The sequence below is a fragment of the uncultured Paracoccus sp. genome (genome assembly GCF_945915435.1).
In the GTDB taxonomy this organism is placed as follows: Bacteria; Pseudomonadota; Alphaproteobacteria; order Rhodobacterales; family Rhodobacteraceae; genus Paracoccus.
Genome location: NZ_CAMEFG010000021.1, coordinates 1 through 20338 on the forward strand (window position 1 = coordinate 1; position 20338 = coordinate 20338).

The following is a 20338-nucleotide window of genomic DNA, read 5'->3' on the forward strand; positions in this document are numbered from 1 at the left end:
TCAGCCATTCCTGCGCCCCCTCATTTCAAGCCGCCAGCGTTGGGTCGGGTCCAGCGCGATGCGCATCCAGCCCGACAGCAGGTTCAGCGACAGCGTGGTCAGGATGATCGCAAGGCCCGGCCAGAAGGACAGCCACCACGCCGTCGTCAGATATTGCCGCCCTTGGCTGATCATCAGCCCCCAGGTGATTTCCGGCGGCTGGATGCCGATGCCCAGGAAGGACAGCGAGCTTTCGGCCAACATCACGAAGGCGAAATCCAGCGTGGCGATGGTCATCAGCGTCGGCAGCACCACCGGCAGGATATGGCGGAAGACGATCCGCCGGGACGAAGCGCCCATCACCTTGGCGGCCTGCACGAACATACGCTCGCGCACCTCCAGCACCTCGGCGCGGGTGGTGCGCAGATAGACCGGGATGCGGGTGATCGCCAGCACGATCACCAGGTTCAGGATCGACGGCCCCAGGATATACAGCACCACCACCGCCAGCAGCAGCGAGGGGAAGGACATGATCACATCGGCCAGCCGCATGATCACCTGCCCCGTGCGCGGCCCGGCATAGCCCGCGACCAGCCCCAGCACCGTCCCGATCAGCGCCGAGAAGAACACCGCCCCCGCGGCCACCATCATCGTGTTCTGGGTGGCCACGATGATCCGCGCCAGCAGCGGGCGGCCAAGCGCGTCCGCGCCCAGGATCCACAGCCAGCCGCGTTCCCACTCGAAGGGCGGCGCGTTGCGCCCGCGCAGGTTCTGCTTTTGCGCCACCTCGCCCAGCCATGTCGGGCCGATCAGCGCAAGGACCAGCACCAGCGTCAGGAACAGCACCGCCGCCAGCGCGAACTTGTCGGCCCACAGCATGCGGGCAAAGCGGGTCAGCGGCTTCGGTTCGTCGGGAATGATGTCGATGCTGGACATGGCCTAATGCCTGATGCGCGGATCGAGCAGCGAATAGGCCAGGTCGATCAGCAGGTTCATGATGAAGATGGCGATGGCGGTGACCATGATCGCCGCCAGGACGACGTTGAAATCGCGTTGCAGGATGGAATCGATCATCAGCTTGCCGACGCCGGGAAAGCCGAAGATCGTCTCGATCACCACCGCGCCGTTCAGCAGCGCCGCCGCCTGGTCGCCGATCACGGTGATGACCGGCAGCATGGCGTTGCGCAGCGCATGGACGAAGATGATGGGCCGCGTCTTGACGCCCTTGGCCCGCGCGGTCTTGACATAGGCCGAGGACAGCGCGTTGATCATCGAGCCGCGCACCACCTGCACGATCAACCCGAAGGGGCGGATGAACAGCACGCCGATGGGCAGGATCCAGTGCCAGAGGCTGCCCGTCCCCGAAGTCGGCAACCAGCCCAGCCCCACGGAAAAGACCACGATGGCGACGATGGCCACCCAGAAATCCGGCGCCGAAGCCCCGATCAGCGAGGTCAGCGAGGCGATGCGGTCGAAGAACCCGCCCACCCGGAACGCCGCCAGCGAGCCGACAAGGATGGCCGCCCCCGTCACCAGCACCATGGTGATGACCGCCAGTTGCAGCGTCCACAGAAAGGCTTCGCGGACGACCTCGAATGCGGGACGGGCGCGGCGCACGGAATCCCCGAAGTCCAGATGCAGCAGATCCCAGACATAGCGGCCGAACTGCACCGGCAGCGGATCGTTCAGCCCGTGGATTTCACGAAACTGATGGCGCATCTCCTCGGAGGCTTCCGAGGGCAGGTAAAGCGCCGCCGGATCGCCCGTCAGCCGCGACAGGAAGAAAACGGCGACGACCAGCAGGATCAGCGAGATCAGGCTGGCGAAGGCGCGTTTGCGTATGAAATTCGTCATGGCCCCTGGCTCCGGTCGCTATGGGCGGGGGATGGCCCCCGCCCGGCTGTCAGGTCACTTGAAGGCGATATCCGCCAGCGGAAGCTGCGAGTTGGTCGCCATCGTCGGCTTCCAGTCCAGCCGCTCGTTCACGCGGCTGAAGCCGACCATGTGGAACAGCAGCAGGTCGGCCACCACCTCGTCGTGCAGATAGGCGTGGAGTTCCTTCCAAAGCGCCTCGCGTTCGTCGCCCGTCGCGGCCTGCGCGCGGTTGATCAGGTCATCCACCTTGGGATCGTCCATGCCGGACTGGCGGCCATCCGATGCATATTTGAAATACATCGAAAACGACGGATCGCCGCGCGAATTGTCATGCATGGCGACGACCACCATCGGGCCGCGCCCCTCGGGGTATGGCTTGGAATAAAGCTCCTCGAACTCGGCCACTTCGTAGAATTGCAGCTCGACGGTGAAGCCCGCCTCTTGCAGCATCTGCTGGACCGCCTCCAGGATTTCCACGTTGTTGGGGAAGTTCGCGGTGCGCCCTATCAGCGTGATCGGCGTATCGGTGGCGACGCCGTCGGCCTTGGCTTCCTCCAGCAGGCGCGCGGCCTCCTCGGGGTCGTAGGGCCAGACCTCGACGCCTTCGTTCCAGCCAAGCGTGGGCGGCGGATAGACGGCGCTGGCCAGCAGCGCGCCCTCGGGCAGCAGCGTGCCGATGAAGGCTTCGCGGTCGATGGCCAGGTTCATCGCCTTGCGCACGCGCAGGTCGTCGAAGGGCGCGACCGAGTGATCAAGCCGGCCATAGACCGTCTCGCTGTCCAGATAGGAAAAGTCCGTCGCCGGATTGGTCGCGTCCAGCGCCGCGATCGAGGGCGAGATATCGGCCTCGCCCGTCGCCACCATCGCCGCGCGCACCGCAGGGTCGGCCCGGAACAGATAGGTCGCCCCGGTCACCGCGGGCGCCTCGCCCCAGTAATCGTCGCGCTGGCTCAGCACGATGCGCTGGCCGGGCGTCCATTCGGTCAGGGTATAGGGGCCGGTGCCGATGGGCTCGCGCACGAATTCGACCGGGGTTTCCTCGGGCACGATGGAAATCAGCGTCAGCAGCAAGGGCAGGATCGGCTGTTCGGGATCGGCCTTGAAGTCGATGGTGTGGTCGTCCACCACCTCGGCCTGAATCGTCATGCCGCCGAAATAGCGCGGCACCTCACAGGTGATCGAGGGGTCCATCGCCCGGTCGAAGGAATGCTTCACGTCGCGCGCGTCGAAACCCGTCCCGTCGGAAAAGGTCACGCCCTGCCGCAGATGGAAGCGCCAGGAACCGTCCTCAAGCTGTTCCCAGCTTTCGGCCAGCTTCGGCTGCAACCCACCGCCCTCGCGCAGGTCCAGGAAGGCCAGCGTCTCGTTGATGTTCTGAAGCGTCACTCGCCCGATATTCGAGCGCGTGGACATGCAGGGTTCCAGCAGGTCCACCTCCTCGTTCAGCACGATGCGGACGGTGCTGTCCTGCGCGAATGCGGGGCTTAGCGCCACGGCCGTGGCAAGCGTCCCCCAGATCAAGGATCTTGCGATCATTCGTTCCTCCCTTGGATATCGGATCGTTTCATTCTGATGTCATTCGGCGGGCCTTGCGCGGCGCGAGGCGCGGGACGCGATCAGGGCCGCAAGGCAGATCAGCACGCCGCCGATCCAGACCGAGGGCTTCGCCAATTCGCCGAACAGCACATAGCCCAGCACCGCGACCAGCGGCAGCCGCAGGAAATCGACCGGCGCGACGATAGAGGCATCGGCCAGGCTGAAGGCATGGGTCATCAGCGCCATGCAGCCCGCCCCCAGCACGCCTTGCAGCGCCAGCAGGCCCATCTGCCCTGCCGTCGGCATGGTCAGGAAGGGCAGCGCCAGCACGAAGGCCAGCGGCACCGTCAGCAGCAGGTTCCAGATCACCAGCGTCGCCGTCCGGTCGCCCGAGGACATGCTTTTCAGCATCAACTGGATCACCGCCTGCAACACTGCGCCCACCAGCGCAAAGCCCATCGCCAGCGTCAGCCCGGCACCCGTCGGCCCGGCCACGAAGAACGCCCCGCAAAAGCCGATGGCGACGGCCAGGATCTTCATCCCGCCCAGCCTTTCGCCCAGCATCACCGAAGCCCCGATCACCACGAAGATCGGCGAGGTGAAGGCAATGGCGGTCACATCCGTCAGCGGTCCGCGCGCGAAGGCGGCAAAGAAGGCGACCAGCGTCACCAGCTTCAGCGCGGCGCGGGCCATGTGCTGGCGCAGCGGATAGACCGATTTCAGCACCGAGGGCCGCATCACCACCATCGGCAGGACGGCCAGCGCGCCGAACAGGGCGCGGGTGAAGGCGATCATCATCGGGTGAAGGCCACCGTCCAACTGCCGCACGATGGCAGCATCGACGGCAGACAGCGCGGCACCCATCGCCGCCAGCCCCACCGCCAGCATCGCCGCATCATCCCGCGCAATCACCCGTAGCATGCCCCCTCCGAAACCTGCGCCCGGACTGCTCCGACGCGGTTGGCGAACCATCGAACAGGCCCACAAGTTTGTCAATAAAAAACGAAGTCACGAAAGATGTTTTCCGGGTGTTCATTTTAATATATTGATTTTATTTTGTTTATTTTATTAATATTATTTAACTTCCCCTTCTGTCTTATCTTTCAACTTGACAACTTGACAGGTTATGCGCTGTCTTCCCCTCAATTCAACGCCGGAGGATCAGATGGGACCAGAGGATATCGCGCAGCGCATGGACGGGCGCCTGACCACCGGGGCAGAGGGGATGCGACAGGCATTCCTGCCCTCGCCCAAGGTGCAGAATCACGCTGCCTTCCTGTCGCTGGCAGATGACGGCGCGCTGATCTGCGCCTGGTTCGGCGGCACGCTCGAGGGCAAGTCGGACATCGCGATCCATGCCTCGGTCCTGCTGCCGGGGGCGGATGCCTGGGGGCCGGCGCAGACGCTCAGCCACGATCCCGATCATTCGGAACAGAACCCGGTGATCTTCGCCGCGCCCGACGGCGGGCTGTGGCTGTTCCACACCTCGCAACCCTCGGGCAACCAGGACCAGTGCCGCATCCGCATGGCGGCGCTGCACCGCGACGGGGCGACGATCACGGCGGAAGAAGGCCGCTTCCTCGACCTGCCGCGCGGCTGTTTCGTGCGCGCGCCCGTCCAAGTGCGCAAGGACGGCGCCTGGCTGCTGCCGATCTTCCGCTGCGTTCAGCGGCCCGGCCAGAAATGGAACGGCAGCCACGATACCGCCGCGGTCGGCGTCTCGATGGATGGCGGGCAAAGCTGGCGGCTGGAGGACGTGCCCGACTCGATCGGCTCGGTCCATATGAGCCCGGTCGATCTGGGCGAGGGGCGCATGGCCGCCTTCTATCGCCGCCGCCAGTCCGATTTCGTCCATCGCTCGGACAGCGCGGATGGCGGGAGAAGCTGGGCCGCGCCGGTGGCGACGGATGTGCCGAACAACAATTCCTCGATCAGCGCCGTCACCCTGCGCGACGGGCGGATCGCGATGATCTGCAACCCGGTTAACGCGGCGATGTCGCCCGACCGCCGCGCCTCGCTTTACGACGAGCTGGGCGAGGAGGACGACCGCCCCGACGCCGATCCCACGGGCGGCTGCGCGCCCATCTGGGGCGTGCCGCGCGCGCCGGTGACGGTCTGCGTATCCGACGACGGCGGGCTGACCTTCCCGCGCCGCCTGCTGGTCGAGGATGGCCCCGGCACCTGCACCTCGAACGATTCGACGGACGGGCGCAACAAGGAAATGTCCTATCCCTGGCTGCTGGAAGGCCCGGACGGCACCCTGCATCTGGCCTATACCTACCACCGCCGCGCCATCAAATACCTGCAATTGCAACCCGGCTGGGAAAGCCGCCTTTCGGAGGCTCTGGCATGAGCGACATCATCGGCATCACAATGGGCGACCCCGCCGGCGTCGGCCCCGAGATCAGCGTCAAGGCGCTGGCAGACATGCCGCCCGAGGACCGGGCGCGGACGCTGATCTATGGCAACCTCGCCACGCTTGAGGCCGCGAAGGCAGCCGTGGGCATCGACCTGGACCTGGCCGACCGGGTGGTGAATATCGACTATGAAGGCGCCCCCCTGCCCTGGGGGCAACTGTCCCCGGTCGCGGGCGACGCGGCCTTCCGCTTCATCCAGCGCGCCGTCCGGGACGCGCAGGCGGGCCGGATCGGCTGCATCGTCACCGCGCCCATCAACAAGGAGGCGCTGAACGCCGCGGGCCACCACTATGACGGCCATACCGGCATGCTGCGCAGCCTGACGGGGGCGAAGGCCGCCTATATGCTGCTGGCCTCGGATCGGCTGAAGGTCATCCACGTCTCGACCCATGTTTCGCTGAAGGAGGCCATCGCCCGCGCCACGACCGAGCGGGTGCTGGCCACGATCCGCGCGGGCGACGCCCATCTGAAGCGCATCGGCATCGCTGTGCCGCGCATCGCGGTGGCGGGCATCAACCCCCATTGCGGCGAGAACGGCCTTTTCGGGACCGAGGACGACGACCAGATCGCCCCCGCCGTCGCCACTGCGCGCGCCGAGGGGATCGACGCAAGCGGCCCGATTTCGGCAGATACGGTGTTCCATCGCGCCCATTCCGGCGCCTTCGACTTGGTGGTCGCGCAATATCACGACCAGGGCCATATCCCGATCAAGCTGGTGGCTTTCGACACGGCGGTGAACGTCTCGGTCGAACTGCCCATCGACCGCACCTCGGTCGATCACGGCACGGCGTTTGATATCGCGGGCAAGGGCATCGCCGATCACGGCAACATGAATTCCGCCATCGCCTATGCGCGCAAACTGGTTTCGGGAGGGAAAAAATGAGCTTCGCCATCGAGGGCGTCTATTGCGCCGCGGCCACACCCCTGAAAGCCGACGGCGCCCCCGACCTGCCCCTGTTCGGCGCCCATGCCAAGGCGCTGATCGAGGAAGGCTGCCACGGCATCGCCATGCTGGGCTCGACCGGCGAGGCGAACAGCTTTTCCGTGCGCGAGCGCATGGACCTGCTGGAAGCCGCGATTTCGGGCGGCACCCGGCCCGACCAGCTGCTGCCCGGCACCTCGTCCTGCGCGGTAACGGATGCGGTCGAACTGACCCGCCACGCGGTGCAGGCAGGCGTCAAGGGCGTGGTGCTGCTGCCGCCCTTCTACTACACCGCCTTCAGCGACGAGAGCCTGTTCCGCTTCTTCGCCTCGATCATCGAGAAGGTCGCGGACGACCGGCTGAAGGTGATCCTCTATCACATCCCGATGCTGACCGGCGTGCCGATCAGCCATGAATTGATCGCGATGCTGGTTCAGGCCTTCCCCGGCACCGTGGTCGGCATCAAGGACAGCGACGGCAAGATCGAGAACATGCACGCGATTTCCGCCCGCTTCCCCGGCTTCGCCGTGCTGGCCGGGGCCGATCCGCTGTTGCTGCCGGTCCTGCAAGGCGGCGGCGCGGGCTGCATCACCGCCAGTTCCAACCTCGTCGCGCGGGAATTGCGGGTGGTCTATGACCATTGGAACGACCCGGCGAAGGCCGCCGAGGTGAAGGCCGCGCAGGACGTGATCGTCGCGTGGCGCAACCTGACCAACAGCTACACCCAGCTTCCCACCGTCAAGTCCATGCTGGCCAGGCGCCGCGGCGACAAGGGCTGGATGAACGTGCATCCGCCCTTCTCGCCCCTGTCCGAGGACGAGGCCGCGAAGGTCTGGGCGGTCATGGACGAACTGGAGGGCACGGCATGAGCATGAGCATGAGCCGCATCATCACCCTGCATCAGCCCAAACGGCTGGAAATCGGGCCGGGCGCCTCGACCCGCGTGGGCGCATGGGCGCAGGATGCCCGCAATGTCCTGATCGTCGCCAGCCCGCATACCGCCGGCTTCGCGGACAGGCTGGGGCTGGGGGGCAAGGTCTCGGTCTTCGACGCCATTCCGGGCGAGCCTGATATCGCGACCTTCGACGCGGCCATGCAGGCGGCGCAGCAGGCCCGGCCCCACCTGGTGATCGGGCTTGGCGGCGGCTCGGTCATGGACGTGGCCAAGCTGGTCGCGGCGATGTGGGACGGCGGGCAGTCGCTGGAGGACGTCGCGGGACCGAACCGGGTGGCGGGGCGCCGCTCGCGCCTCGTGCAGGTCGCGACCACGGCGGGCACCGGGTCCGAGGCGGGCATCCGCGCGCTGATCACCGATCCCGGCAAGGGCAACAAGATCGCGGTGGAAAGCCCGCATCTGATCGCCGACCTGGCGGTGCTGGACCCGGAACTGACCTTCTCGGTTCCCCCTGCGGTGACGGCGGCGACCGGGATCGACGCGATGGCGCATTGCGTCGAGGCCTTCACCAACCGCAACGCCCATCCGGTGATCGACGGCTTCGCCCGCATGGGGATCGACCTCGTGGGCCGCTACCTTGCCCGCGCCGTCCGCGACGGTTCCGACACCGAGGCGCGCGAGGGGATGATGCTGGCCTCGTTCTATGGCGGCGTCTGCCTTGGCCCGGTCAATACGGCGGCGGGGCATGCGCTGTCCTATCCGCTTGGCACACTGCTGCACCTGCCGCACGGGCTGGCCAATGCGATCATCTTCCCGCATGTGCTGGCCTTCAACGAACCCGTGGCGCAGGCCAAGACCGCCGAGATCGTGGCGGCCCTGGGCCTTGGCGAAGGGGACCTGCTGGCCCGCGCCCATGGCTTCTGCGCGGATCTGGGGGTCGAGATGCGGCTGTCCGCGCATGGCGCGACAGAGGACCAGCTGCCCCGCTTCGCCACCGACGCCCATGCCATCCGCCGCCTGATGGACAACAACCCCCGCGACATGACGCCCGACGAGGTTCTGGCCATCTATCGCGCCGCTTTCTGAGGGGCGCGGGCCGATGAAGCTGTGCATCATCGCCGACGACCTGACCGGCGCGCTGGACAGCGCCGCGCCTTTTGCCGGGCGCGAGCTGGCGGTTCAGGTCGCGCTGTCGCCCGAGGCGGTCGCGGCAATCGCGGCAAGCGGCGCGCAGGTGATGGCGGTCAGCACCCGCTCGCGCGACGGCACTGAGGACGCGGCGCGCAAGGCGATGGCGCAGGTCGTGGCGGCGCTGCCCGCAGGCGTGCCGGTCCTGAAGAAGATCGACTCGCGGCTGAAAGGGCATGTCGCCGCCGAAATCGGAATGCTGGACCCGGCGCGGATGCTGGTCGCACCCGCCATTCCCGAATTCGGGCGGATCACGCAGGACGGCCATGTCCGGGGCCACGGCATCGCCCGGCCCATCCCCGTCGCCGAAGCCCTCGGGCCGCTGGCAGGCCGCGCCATCATCCCCGACGTGACCAGCCCCGCCGAGATGGCCGCCGCGCTGGACATGGCGGAACCGGGCGACCTGCTGGTCGGCGCGCGCGGCCTGGCCGAGGCGCTGGCGATCCGCATGACCGGACAACCCACCGCCACCCCGGTCGCGCCGCGCGCCGCGCGCAGCCTGCTGGTCGTCGGCTCTCGCGATCCGATCACGGTGGAACAGGCCCGGCGGGTGCAGGCCTCGGGTCTGGCCACGGTCCTGCCCGCCCCCCTAGGCGAGGCGGTGCCGGACGCCACGCCGCCGCATCTGCTGATACAAGTCGTGCCGGGACAGGCCACGCGGACCGGTGCGCAGGTGACTGATGCCCTGGCCCGCAGCATCCACCCCCGCCTGACCGCCGGCAGGCAGGCGCTGCTCCTGTCGGGCGGCGCCACCGCCGAGGCGGTGCTGGCGCATATGGGCATCGCCTCTCTGCGGCTTGCGGGCGAATGCCTGCCTGGGTTACCTGTGGCGCATATGGGCGAAATCAGCATCATCGCCAAATCGGGGGGCTTCGGGACGGCCGGCACCCTCGTCACCTTGCTGGAGATGTTTCAGGGGCGGAACTGATGGCGGAACCGGAAAAGCGGGCGCGGAAATCCCTTGCCGAGATCGTGTTCGAGCGGATGGAGCGGGCGATCAAGTCGGGCTCTTACCGCCCCGACGAAAGGCTGCCGACCGAACATGACCTGGCCGCCGAGTTCGAGGTCTCGCGCCCCGTCGTCCGCGATGCGCTGAAAAAACTGCGCGAGCGCGGGCTGATCTATTCGCGCCAGGGCGCGGGCAGTTTCGTGCGCACCATCGGGCTGAAGCAGCCGCTGGGTTTCGGGCCTCTGGAAAACGTCTCGGACCTGCTCAGCTGCTACGAATTCCGCCTGACGCTGGAACCCGCCGCCGCCGCCTGCGCCGCCGAGCGGCGCGACGATGCTGCGCTGGAACGGATCGCCGCCGCGCTGGACCTGATGCGCGACGCCACCAACCGCCAGAGCCACCGCGAGGACGCCGATTTCCAGTTCCACCTGGCCATCGCGATCGCATCGGAAAACACCTATTTCTCGATCGCGATGGAGGCGCTGAAGGACCATATCGCCGTCGGGATGCGCTTCCACGGCGCCTCGGTCAAGCGCGAGGCCAGCGGACTGGCGCGGGTCTTCGACGAGCATGCGGCGATCTTCGACGCCATCCGCACCGGCGACGCCCCCCGCGCCCGGACCCTGATGCGCGAACACCTGGAACATTCACGCGACCGGCTGTTCACGCGCCGCAAGCCGGTCCCTGCCTCGGGGGGCCCCTCGCTGGCCTTGCACGAACAATCCTGATCCGCCGGCCCGCCGCCTGAAAGCCCGGCGCCTCGCAGGCATATGCGCCCCCTGCCCCCATCACCGGCAGGCGATGCGCGGCCGCGGGCCGGAAAAGCCCGTAGCAAGGACCAAGCCGCGTGCCGATCAGGCCAAGGGCGGTAACCGCGGGACCAGAACCGGCCATGCCCGCCAAGTCCCGGCCCGCGGCAGGCCGTCGTGGATGCAGGCCTCGGCGGCGGCGTTATGCAGGCGGGCGTGGCCTTTCAGGTCCGGGGGCGATCCAGAAGCGGCTCCAGCGCCGCCGCCACGCCAAGCGCGGTCAGCAGCGAGGTCTTGGGATTTTCCGGGGCGGGCGTATTGACGAAACGGAATTCGGCGGTGCCCGCCGCGCTCGTCACCTCGATCTCATGCGTGTTGCCGGTAGCGGCGGGATCGGCCAGCACGCGCACCGACACCCGGTCGGGACCAAGCGCCAGCGCCAGCGTCAGGCCCGCGTTCAGGTTGCGCGGATAAAGCCGGGCGGCATCGGCGGCGCTGCCCCGAAACAGCACATGCGGACCCGTCAGCGCGCCCGGATCGACGCCAAGCGCGGCCAGTTCCGCCGCCCATGCAGCGACGGGCTTGCGCGAGGTATAGCGCGCCCGCGCATCCGGCAGGGGCGCGACGGCGGCCAGGTAATCCAGCCCGCCAAGCGCACCGCCTTGCAGCACGATCCGCCCGCCCGTCCGCGCAGCCAGCGCGCGCATCTCGTCATGAAAACCGCAATCCGCCAGCGCACCGACCGAGGCGGGAATGACCGCCAGCCCCGCGGCCAGCAGTTCGGGCAGGTGGCGGCGCGCGGCCTCGGCCCCGGCGGCCTCGACGACCGCGGCGGGCCGCGCGGCGATCAGGGCCTGGACATCCGTCACCCGCGTCACGTCAGGCGGCAGTCCGGTCGTCGAATCCGGGCGCATCAGCACCGTCCAGCGCACCGCCCGTCCCCGCGCGGCCATATCCTTGTGCAGCGCGCGCGAGATCGCGCCGAAGCCGATCAATCCGATGGATGGTATGCTCATGGTTCGATCCTGCAAAGGTTTACGCTGGCCTGAAGTCTGCCCGCCTTGCGCCGGTGGCATTCGGTTTCCCGCAGGTTTTCGGGGCGCGCGCGGGCAACCGATCAGTCGGACCCGTTTCATATGCGCCTTGTCCTCGTTGAACATATGCCACGTGCCTCTCGATCACGGCGCAGCCATAGACGGCGCCTTTTCGTTGTCGGGATGGGTATTGTCGCGGACCTGGCTGCCGGGGGCAAGGCATCGCCTGCGATATCCGGGGGCTTGATTTGCCCGGCGCAGGAAAAATCGTCCGGGTTAACGGTTTATTAGACAATTGGCACACATAACGGCCCTGCTGCCTGCGATTCTGACGGGCGGCGGAATGTCATGGTGAGTTGTCGATGCCCAAAGCCTTTGCCCGCCGGAACAGCCGGAAACCCTTGCAGTTCCTTGCCCGCCACGTCACCTTGCTTCTGCTTGGGCTGTTCATATGGGCGGCGGCGCCCCAGACCGCGGCGGCGCAGGCGGTAGATTGGGTCCTCAACGTCAGCGACACCGATTCGGACCCGACGCCTGCCGGGGGGCTGGTCGATTACCGGATCACCGTCACGAATGACGGCTACAACCCCGCGCCCGCAACGATGCTTGATCTGGCCATCCCGGCGGGAACGGTGCTGGAAACGACCAGCGGCGCCGTTTCGGGCTGCGCGCCGCTGCCCGCAACGGGACCGGCGACGATAACCTGCCCGGTGCCCGCGCTGGAATCCGGCGCCAGCGTGGCCCTGACCGCCCATGTGCGGACCGCGGCGCAGGGGACGATCGGCTTCACCGCCTCGGTTCCGACCAGCGCGGGCGGGGTTTCCGACAGCCAGCCCGGCAACAACTCGGTTACCGAGAACACCAGCATCACGGCTGGCGCCGACATCTCGCTCACGCTCAGCGGGCCGGACAGCGCCATGTCGGGGCAGACCGTCACCTACGGCCTTGCCGCGACGAACAACGGTCCCGATCCAGCCAGAAACCTGGTGCTGGACTTTCCCGTCCCCTCGGGCCTTGCGGGCATCACCGCCCCGGCGGGCTGCACGCTGGCGGGCGGCGCCTATCGCTGCACCATCGCCGGGCCGGTCGCGGTCGGCGCGACGGTGACGCGCGAATTCCAGGCGCAGATCGTGGCGGCCTCGGGTTCGACCATCACCCCGGCAGCCAGCATCGGCGGCGGCACCCCTGCGGACCCGATCCCGGACAACAACGGCGTCTCGCGAAACACCCAGGTCGAGGCGGGCAGCGACCTGGCCATCGCCAAGTCGCGTGCGCCCGGCGGCACCATCCTGGTCGGCGATCAGGTCACCTTCACGCTGACGCCGCGCTATTCCGGCGACAGCCCGCAGGGCATCACCGTCACCGATACGCTTCCGGCGAATTACAGCATCGTTTCGACCGACGCGCCGGGCTGGATCGTGGGCACGGCGGGGCAGACGGTGACGGCGACGCGACCCTCGGGCAGCGGGGCGGGGGCGAATGTGCCGCTTGGCCCGATCACCATCGTCGCACGGGCGGATGCGGCAGGCAGCGTCAGCAACACCGCGCAAATTGCCGCAACCGCGCCGGACGACCCCAATCCCGCGAACAACACCGCCAGCGACGGCGGCGTGACCATCCAGGCGCCCCAGGTCGATCTGCGCGCGAACCCGATAGCCGGCCCCTGGCCCAGACTTTACGTCGTGGGTCAGAGCTACGAGTTCGGGCTCAGCGGCAGCAATGTCGGCAATGCGCCCTTTGTCGGCACCTTCCGCATGACCAGCCCCCTGCCCGCAGGAATGACGGTGACGGCGCTGGATCTGAACGGCTGGACCTGTTCGCCCGGCCTGCCCCTGGCGGGGCCTGCCGATCTGATCTGCGAAAGGGAATATACCGCCGCCGCGCCCCTGGCACCGGGCGCGGAAACACCTGTGTTGAAGCCGATGATAAATATTACGGCGCCGGGACCGATGCCCGTCGGCTTGACGGTCGGCTCGCCCGATCTGCCAGATGAGCCGAACATGGCCAATAACACCATCACCTCGGGCGGCACCGCCGCGACGCCGGCCAACAGCGCCAACCTGCGAGTGATCAAGACCGCGGACCCGGCGACGGTCGCGTCCGGCGATCAGCTTGCGTTCCTTATCGAGATCGTCAACGACGGCCCGTCCGAGGCGAGTTCGGTCACCGTCACGGATGAGCTGACCGGCCTGATCAACAACGGCACGGGATCGAACAACGGCTTTGTGAGCCTCACGCCGATGCAGGGCAACGCGTCCGGCCTGTCCTGCACGACGGCAGCCAGCGGATCGAATGGACGCCGCCTCAGCTGCACCATCGACAGCCTGCCGGTCTGCACGGCGGGCGCCTATAACGACTGTCCGCGCATCGGCGTCATCGTCCGGCCCGGCGGCAATGCCGGCGCGCGCACCAATACCGCGACCGCCATCTCGGCGGACACGCCCGATCCGGCGCTTTCCAACAACTCGGGCAGCGCGAACTATAACGTCACCGCGCGGGCGGATGTGACCATCGGCAAGCTCGCCAACCCCGCGACGCCCGCCGTCGGCCAGCCCTTCGATTATGTGATCACGGCGCGCAACCTGAACCACGGGATGTCACAGGCCCAGAACGTGACCGTCACCGATACGCTGCCCGCCGGGATGACCTTCATCTCGGCCATGCCCAGCAACGGAAGCTGCTCGGTCACGCCCGTGCCGAACTCGACCACCGGACCCGGCAACGATACGGTGACCTGCAACCTGGGCACGATCAACGTCAACGCTCAGCGGACGGTGACGATCAGTATGCGCCCCGACCTGGGATTGCAGGGCACGGCGGTGACCAACCTTGTCACCGTCTCGACCACGACGCCGGAAACCGACACGACCAACAACAGTTTTTCGCTGAATACTAATATCGCCGATCCGCAGGTGAACTTGCTGGTGAATAAAACGGACAGCGTCGATCCGCTGCCCGTCGGCGACAATACGGTCTATCGCATCACGGTGACCAATTCCGGCCCCTCGGTCGCCACGGACGTGGTGGTGACCGACGAGATGCCGGCGGCGCATATCGCCTATCTCAGCCATACCGTGCCCGGCGACGGCACCTGCTCCACCTTGCCCACGGCGGGGACGCCGGGCGGGCAGTTGGCCTGCAACTTCCCCTTGCTGGAGGTGGGTGACAGCCGGGTGATCGAAATCACGGCCCAGGGGCTGGCAAAAGGCGTGCCGGTGAACCGGGTCGAGGTCGCATCCGAAGAAACCCGCCAGGGTTTTGAACCGAACCTTGCCGATAACGTGGCGACCCAGCCGACCACCCTGCGCACCCGCGCGGATGTCGAGGTGACGTCGAAGACATCGAACCCCACCACGGTCAACCTGCGGGAAACATTCGATTTCATCATCGACCTGCGCAATATCAGCGAGGTTGGCCTGGACGAGGCCGATGACGTCACCGTCACCGACACCCTTCCCGCCGGGATCGAGTTGAGCGGTGCGCCGACCGTGACCGTCCTCAGCGGCTCGGCCAGTTCCCAAAGCTGTACGGGCACCCCCGGCGAGACCGGCTTTACCTGCAGCCTGGGCACGCTGAGCAGCGGCGCAGAGATCCGCATCACGGCGCCCTCGCGGGTGGTTTCCGTCCAAACCACCGGGCAGGTCTTTACCAATACCGCCGAAATCACCACCTCGTCCTTCGAGGCGAACACGACGAACAACAGCAACTCGGGCACCGTCACGGTCAACGCCAGTTCGCTGGGGGGCCGCGTGTTTCGCGATTTCGACAACAACGCCGCAATGAACGGCGGCGATACGGCGATCGGCGGATTGGACGTGACGCTGTCCGGCACGGCCTTCGACGGCACCCCGGTTACCCGGACGATCCAGACCGCGCCCGATGGCAGCTATGATTTCACGGGTATTCCCGCCGGAACCTACAGCATTACCCACGCCGCGATCAGCGAGACCGATCTGCAAGACGGGATCACCACGGCGGGCAGTGCAGGCGGCAACCCGACAACGGGAACGATCGACGATATCGCGCTGCCTGCGGCGACGCCTGCAACCGGCTATCTGTTTCCAAAGGTGCCGCAGGCCCGGATCGGGATCGCGAAATCCCTGGACGGCGGGCCGGTGGTCAATGCCGACGGCAGCTTTACCACAGGCTTCAACCTGATCGTGCAGAACCCTTCGCTTGAACCGCTGGAGGATATCCGGATCACCGATCCGCTAAGCGGCGCCGCGCCGTTCTTCGGCAGCTTCGCGGCGCTTGCCGACCCGACGGCCGAGCCACTGGCACCCGGCAGCTACACCATCGTTTCAGCCCCTTCGGGAAGTTGCGGCGGAGCGAATGGCGGCTTCAACGGTGCATCGGACGATACGGTTGCCAGCGGCTTCACCCTTGCCGCAGGCGCATGGTGCGAGGTCGGTTTCCAGATCCGCGTGCGCACGGATGGGCCGCTTCCTGCCGCCCAGGCCTCTGGCGGAAACTTTGAAAATATCGCGCAGGTCGAAGGCACGGGCGAATTCTCCGGCCAGACCCGGGCGAACAACCCAAGCCTGACCGACAGGTCCAACGATGGCACGACGATCCAGTGGGGTGTCAGCTCTCCGACCCCGCTCGCGCCGGTTTTTACCCCGTCGATCACGCTGGTGAAATCAGCCGATTCTTCGGATCTTTCCAGCCCGCCGGCGGCAGGGGACCGGATCACCTATAACCTGGCGGTCACCAACACCGGCAATGTCACGCTGACCAATATCGCCGTGGCCGACCCGATGCTGGCCGCGATACCCGGCAGTCCCGTGGCCATGCTGGCGCCGGGTGAATCGCAAGTGCTGACGGCGGTCTACGAGTTGACGCAGGCCGATCTGGACGCCGGACATGTCGAGAATACCGCCACGGTCGAGGGCGAGGCCCCGGATGGCACAACGGTGACGGATATTTCCGGCACCGACGCGGCCAACGACGATCCGACCATCGTGGCGCTGACCGACACCCCCGGCATCGCATTGGTCAAGACAGCGGACACCTCGGGAATTTCCGTGCCGGCATTAGCTGGCGATCGGGTTACCTATAACCTGACGGTTACCAATACCGGCAATGTCACACTGACCGATATCGCCGTGGCCGATCCGATGCTGGGCGCAATACCCGGCAGCCCCGTGGCCATGCTGGCACCGGGCGAATCGCAGGTGCTGGTGGCGGTTTACGAGTTGACGCAAGCCGATCTGGACGCTGGAGGCATCGAGAACACCGCCACCGCCGAAGGTCAGGCCCCGGATGGCGGAACGGTGACGGATATTTCCGGCACCGACACCACCAACGACAATCCGACCGTCACGGATCTGACCACCGCGCCTGCGATTGCGCTGCTCAAGGCGGCGGATGCCAGCGGTGTCTCGGTCCCCGCGACCATCGGCGACGAGATCACCTATGCCTTTACCGTGACCAACACCGGCAATGTCACGCTGACCGATATCGCCGTGACCGACCCGGTGCTGGCGGCGATACCCGGCAGTCCCGTGGCCGCACTGGCACCGGGTGAATCGCAGGTGTTGACGGCGGTCTACGAACTGACGCAGACCGACATCGATAGGGGCGAGGTCGAGAATACCGCAACCACCCAGGGCGAGGCCCCGGACGGCACCATCGTCGAGGACATATCGGGCACCGATATGACCAACGATGACCCGACCCTGACGCCTCTGGTCTCGCAACCCGCGATTGCGCTGGTCAAGGCAGCGGATGCCAGCGGCGTCTCGGTCCCCGTGGCCATCGGCGACGAGATCACCTTTGCCTTTACCGTGACCAACACCGGCAATGTCACGCTGACCGATATCGCCGTGGCCGACCCGATGCTGGGCGCGATACCCGGCAGTCCCGTGGCCGCATTGGCACCGGGTGAATCGCAAGTGCTGACGGCGGTCTATGAACTGACGCAGGCCGATATCGACGCCGGACAAGTCGAGAATACCGCGACCGCCCAGGGCCGCGCAGCCGATGGCCGGATGGTGGACGATACCTCTGGCACCGATACCACCAATGACGATCCGACTGTGGTGGCGCTGACCGCAAACCCCTCCATCGCCTTGGTGAAGGTGGCGGATACCGGCGGCATTTCGTCGCCCGCCGCCGTCGGGGATGAAATCGGCTACCGTTTCACCGTCACCAACACGGGCAACGTGACATTGCACGATATCACGCTGGTCGACACGCTGGAGGGCGTGAACCTGACCGGCGGCCCCGTCGCCACGCTGGTGCCGGGCGCGGTCGACGAGACCACCTTTGCGGCAACCTACGAGCTGACGCAGGCCGATATCGACGCGGGCGAAGTCAGAAACAGCGCCTCGGTGATCGGCACCCCCCGGATGGGCGAGCCAGTCAACGACATTTCTGGCGCGACCATCGGGGACGACGATGCGACGGTGGTTGCCATCACGCCTTCCGCAGGGGTGCGCCTGGTCAAGTCGCTGATCGAAATCGAGGACAGCAACGGCAATGGCCTTCAGGATACCGGCGACACCGTCCGTTTCGGTTTCTCGGTGATCAACACCGGCAACGTGGCATTGCGCATCGAAACCATCGAGGACGCGACCGCATCCGTCGCGGGCGGGCCGGTCACCATCGGCGTGGGCGAGACCGATACCAGCAGCTTTGCCGCCAGCCATGTGCTGACGCAAGCCGATCTGGATCGCGGCCATGTGCAGAACACGGCCACCGTGAACGGTCTGGCGGTGCGTGGCGATGGCAGCATCATCGAAGGTCCGGGCGGCGCGCCGCTACAGGCAAGCGCCATTTCGGATGCCGGAACCGACCCCGAAGGCAGGACAGTCGCCAACCCCGAAACCACCGAAACACCGGACGGGGCGGGAATGATTGATAGCGATCCGGGCAACGACCCGACCGTGGCGCGGCTGACCCGGATGGCAGGCATCGAACTGATCAAGAACTATGCCGGTTTCGACGATGCCAACGGCAACGGCGTCGAGGATGCAGGGGATACCCTGACCTTTACCTTTGCCGTCACCAATACCGGCAATGTCGCGCTACGCATCGACATGATCGACGACCCGACGGCGACAGTTGCAGGGGGACCGGTGACGATCGCGCCGGGTCAGACGGACAGCACCACCTTCACCGCGACCTATCTGCTGGACGATGACGACATGCGGCGCGGCTATGTCCAGAACTCGGCGCGTGTGACGGGACAGGCCGTGACCTTGGACGGCACGCCAATTCCGGGCGACGGGGGCGCGCCGTTGCTGGCCGACGATATCTCGGATGCGGGCACCGATCCCGATGGGAATCTGCTGGATGATCCGCGGGCGGTGGAAACCCCGGATGGCGAGGATGCGACCGACGGCGATCCGGCCAACGACCCGACCGTGGTCAGGCTGGGCTGGCCCGAGATCCTGCTGCAGATCTCGATCCTCGAGACGCCGGATATGAACGGCAATGGCATCTTCGATGCGGGCGACCAGATCGTCTACGCCTTCGACGTGACCAATACCGGCAATGTCGCGCTGGAGAACGTCTCCATCGACCCCGACAGCCTCAACCTGAACCTGCCCGGATTCTCGTGTCAGCCGGTCCCGCTGGAGGTGGGGGCGACCGCGCGGCTGCTCTGCACCGGCAACCGCTATACGGTGACCGCTGCGGATGCGCAGAACGGCAGCGTGGGCCTGTCCGCCACGGCAACGGGTCATTCGGTCGCGGGCGTGTCGGCTTCGTCAGATCATGCGGTGGCTTCGCCGATGATGCGGGTCGGAGGGCTGACGCTTGCCAAATCGGCGGATCGCAGCACGGCCTCGGCCGGGGATCTGGTCGGCTATACGCTGGAACTCGGCAACGACGCATCGGGCATCGCGACGGTGACCGACCTGGTCGATACGCTGCCCGCGGGCTTCACCTATCGCTCGCGCAGCGCGACGGTCGGCGATTCGCCGATGGAGCCCGAGATCCACGGCAACCGCCTGATCTGGCGCGGCCTGCACCTTGCGGCTGGGGAAACCCTGCCTGTGCGGATCGAGGTCCTGATCGGCAGCGGGGTTCAGCCGGGTGCCCATGTCAACCGGGCACAGGCGTTCAGCCCGACCACCGGCCAGGCGGTGACACCCGAGGCCAGGGCGACGATCCGGGTCGAGGCCGAGGCGGTCTTCGCCTGCTCGACGGTGATCGGCCGCGTATTCGACGACCTGAACCATGACGGCTATTATAATGGCGAACCCTCTCGGCAGAGCATTCGCATGGATGCGCCCCTGCCCGCCCCGCGCGGTGTCGAAAGGGGCCTGCCGGGCGTGCGGCTGATCACACCGAACGGCCTGGCGGTGACGACGGACCGGCATGGCCGCTTCAGCCTGCCCTGTGCCGCGCTGCCGCGCGACATCGGTGCCAACTTCATGCTGAAGCTGGACGAACGCACGCTGCCTGCGGGTTATCGTCTCACGACCGAAAACCCGCGGGTGGTGCGGCTGACGCCGGGGATGCTGACGAAGATGAACTTCGGCGCCACGCTTTCGCAGGTCGTGCGCGTGGACCTGTCGGCCCGCGCCTTCGACGGGCACGAGCTGCGCCCCGAACTGCATGACGGTCTGCGCCTTCTGGTGACCGGGATCGCAGCGAAGCCCTCGGTCGTGCGGCTGAGCTATCAGCTTGCGGCAGGCGAGGATCGCCGGAATGCACAGGCGCGCCTGCACCGGGTCGAGGCTGCCCTGCGCCGCCTGTGGCCTGCAAACGGTCGATTTGCCCTGAATATCGAAACGGTCGTGGCAACCCGACCGGCGCGGGCGGGGGAACAGTAACGATGGCGGAT

12 protein-coding genes are annotated in these 20338 nt (G+C 66.9%); 7 read left to right on the forward strand and 5 right to left on the reverse strand.

All coding sequences use genetic code 11. The features are described 5' to 3' along the window. Genes Q0O97_RS08770 through Q0O97_RS08785 form a run of 4 tightly spaced genes read right to left on the reverse strand, consistent with a single transcriptional unit; the run spans window position 1 to window position 4311 of the window. Window positions 1–915 carry an ABC transporter permease gene (locus tag Q0O97_RS08770; protein WP_294927524.1) on the reverse strand — a complete coding sequence of 305 codons (915 nt, stop codon included), beginning with the start codon at window positions 913–915 and terminating at the stop codon, window positions 1–3. 3 nt (window positions 916–918) lie between these two features. After that, complete coding sequence (locus tag Q0O97_RS08775; RefSeq protein ID WP_294927527.1) at window positions 919–1833, reverse strand: ABC transporter permease; 915 nt, start codon at window positions 1831–1833, stop codon at window positions 919–921. Window positions 1834–1887: 54 nt separating this feature from the next. Continuing rightward, window positions 1888–3390, reverse strand: a complete 1503-nt coding sequence (locus Q0O97_RS08780; RefSeq protein WP_294927529.1) for an ABC transporter substrate-binding protein — start codon at window positions 3388–3390, stop codon at window positions 1888–1890. A 39-nt stretch (window positions 3391–3429) separates the two neighbouring features. Further along, a complete protein-coding gene (locus tag Q0O97_RS08785) occupies window positions 3430–4311 on the reverse strand; it encodes a DMT family transporter (protein ID WP_294927531.1) in 882 nt (293 codons plus the stop codon). Window positions 4312–4555: 244 nt separating this feature from the next. Here Q0O97_RS08785 and Q0O97_RS08790 point away from each other — a divergent pair, with 244 nt between their 5' ends. The 6 genes from Q0O97_RS08790 to Q0O97_RS08815 are packed head-to-tail and all read left to right on the forward strand — an operon-like array spanning window position 4556 to window position 10489. Next, window positions 4556–5743 (forward strand): exo-alpha-sialidase, encoded by a 1188-nt coding sequence (locus Q0O97_RS08790; RefSeq protein WP_294927534.1) that lies wholly within the window; start codon window positions 4556–4558, stop codon window positions 5741–5743. After that, window positions 5740–6690 (forward strand): 4-hydroxythreonine-4-phosphate dehydrogenase PdxA, encoded by a 951-nt coding sequence (pdxA, locus tag Q0O97_RS08795; RefSeq protein ID WP_294927537.1) that lies wholly within the window; start codon window positions 5740–5742, stop codon window positions 6688–6690. The genes Q0O97_RS08790 and pdxA overlap by 4 nt, the downstream gene beginning before the upstream one ends. Further along, on the forward strand, window positions 6687–7598 hold the full coding sequence (locus Q0O97_RS08800; RefSeq protein WP_294927540.1) for a dihydrodipicolinate synthase family protein: 912 nt from the start codon (window positions 6687–6689) through the stop codon (window positions 7596–7598). The genes pdxA and Q0O97_RS08800 overlap by 4 nt, the downstream gene beginning before the upstream one ends. Next, window positions 7595–8710 carry an iron-containing alcohol dehydrogenase gene (locus Q0O97_RS08805; RefSeq protein WP_294927543.1) on the forward strand — a complete coding sequence of 372 codons (1116 nt, stop codon included), beginning with the start codon at window positions 7595–7597 and terminating at the stop codon, window positions 8708–8710. The genes Q0O97_RS08800 and Q0O97_RS08805 overlap by 4 nt, the downstream gene beginning before the upstream one ends. 13 nt (window positions 8711–8723) lie before the next feature. After that, entirely contained in the window at window positions 8724–9740 is a 1017-nt protein-coding gene (locus tag Q0O97_RS08810) for a four-carbon acid sugar kinase family protein (protein ID WP_294927546.1), read from the forward strand. Next, window positions 9740–10489 carry a FadR/GntR family transcriptional regulator gene (locus Q0O97_RS08815; RefSeq protein WP_294927550.1) on the forward strand — a complete coding sequence of 250 codons (750 nt, stop codon included), beginning with the start codon at window positions 9740–9742 and terminating at the stop codon, window positions 10487–10489. Before Q0O97_RS08810 ends, Q0O97_RS08815 begins: the two co-directional genes overlap by 1 nt. 245 nt (window positions 10490–10734) lie before the next feature. Here Q0O97_RS08815 and Q0O97_RS08820 read toward each other — a convergent pair whose 3' ends face one another. Next, on the reverse strand, window positions 10735–11526 hold the full coding sequence (locus tag Q0O97_RS08820; protein ID WP_294927552.1) for an aspartate dehydrogenase domain-containing protein: 792 nt from the start codon (window positions 11524–11526) through the stop codon (window positions 10735–10737). 380 nt (window positions 11527–11906) lie between these two features. Between Q0O97_RS08820 and Q0O97_RS08825 the strand changes: the two genes are divergently transcribed. Beyond that, a complete protein-coding gene (locus Q0O97_RS08825; protein WP_294927555.1) occupies window positions 11907–20327 on the forward strand; it encodes an SdrD B-like domain-containing protein in 8421 nt (2806 codons plus the stop codon). Window positions 20328–20338 lie beyond the last annotated feature (11 nt).